Below are 1,665 nucleotides of genomic sequence, written 5' to 3'. Positions count from 1 at the left end.
ACGCATGGCAGTTCGGCGATCGGTATTCTCGCCCAGTCGGTGGGCGGTGGTGGCGGCAATGGCGGCGGCAGTTTCGCCGCCGGCGGCATTGCTTCGGTTTCGATCGGCGGCGGCGGTAGCGCCGCGGGCGACGGCGACGAGGTGAACTACAATGTCGCCAATTCGCATGTCACGACGAACGGCACCGATTCCATCGGCATCCTGGCGCAGTCGGTCGGCGGCGGCGGCGGCAATGGCGGTTTCGCGCTGGGCGGCGCGGGTATCGTTGCGGTCGGCGTTGGCGGCCAAGGCGCCGCGGGCGGCATCGGCAAGAAGGTCGATGTGACGACCGGCGGCACGGTCGAAACCAGCCAGGCACGTTCGGCCGGCATCGTCGCGCAGTCGCTTGGCGGCGGCGGCGGCAACGGTGGCTTCGTCGTCGAAGGCAGCCTGGGGGTGAGCGTCGGTGTCGGCGGCAAGGGCAGTGGCGGCGGTGACGGCGGCCAGGTGTTCTTCCGCACCGCTGGCGACGGCCAATCGATCGTCACGCGTGGTACCGATTCCGCCGGCCTGATCGTGCAATCGGTCGGCGGCGGCGGCGGCAATGGCGGATTTGTCGGGACATTCGGCGCCATCGCCAATCTGGGCATCGGAGGCGGCGCCGGCGCGGCGGGCAGGGGCATGGCGGTCGACGCGACCTATAACGGGTCCGTGGAAACCTGGGGGCAACGCTCGGCCGGCATCATCGTGCAGTCGATCGGCGGCGGTGGCGGCAATGGCGGCTTTTCCTTCAATCTGTCGGCGGGTGCTGCCGTCGGCGTAGGTGGCCAGGGCGGCGCGGCCGGCGAAGCCGGCACGGTCAGGGTGACTGTCGACAGCGGCTCGATCCGCACGATCGAGGACCGTTCGTCCGGCATCATCGCGCAATCGGTCGGCGGCGGCGGCGGCACTGGCGGCGGCAGTGTCGCCGGCAGTTTTGCCCTCAATGTCAGCATAGCCGGCAAGGGCGCCGGCGGCGGCGGCGGCAAGACGGTCGACGTGACCAATGGCGCCAGGATCGCCACGGAGGGTGTGCAGTCGCATGCCATCCTGGCGCAGTCGGTTGGCGGCGGTGGCGGATCAGGCGGCTTCTCGATCGCCATTGGCGGTCCGTCGCTGGCCATCGGCGGCGCCGGCGCTGCCGGCGGCTCGAGCCAGAAGGTCACGGTCCACAACAGCGGCGAACTTTCCACGGCGGACGACCTCTCGGTCGGCCTGCTGGCGCAGTCGATCGGCGGCGGCGGCGGCGACGGCGGTTTTGCCGGGGCAGGCGGCCTGTTCACCGCGGTTGGTGTCGGCGGCCATGGCGGCGGCGGCGGCAATGGCGGCGAGGTCGAGGTCGTCAACACCAACAGGATCACCACCACAGGCGACCTGTCACACGGCATCCTCGCCCAGTCGGTTGGCGGCGGCGGCGGCAATGGCGGCAGCGCCGGTGCGGTGTCCGTCGGCGCCTTTGTGGGCGTCGGCGTGGCGATCGGCGGCGATGGCGGCGTTGGCCGTGACGCCATGGCGGTCAATGTCACGCATACCGGCGACATCACGGTCAGCGGCGCGGAATCCAAGGCCATCCTGGCCCAGGCGATCGGCGGCGGCGGCGGCAATGGCGGCAAGGCGTTCTCCGGCGCCTTCAGTGCAGGTCTCTAT

1 pseudogene is annotated in these 1,665 nt (G+C 70.9%); it reads left to right on the top strand.

The features are described from left to right. Positions 1–1,665 (top strand): annotated as a pseudogene (locus CN311_RS33720) (autotransporter outer membrane beta-barrel domain-containing protein); the annotation flags it as partial.

The organism is Mesorhizobium sanjuanii, assembly GCF_002529485.1.
GTDB lineage: Bacteria > Pseudomonadota > Alphaproteobacteria > Rhizobiales > Rhizobiaceae > Mesorhizobium > Mesorhizobium sanjuanii.
Note: the sequence above shows the minus strand (reverse complement) of the source record. Positions and strands in the feature narration are given on the sequence as shown.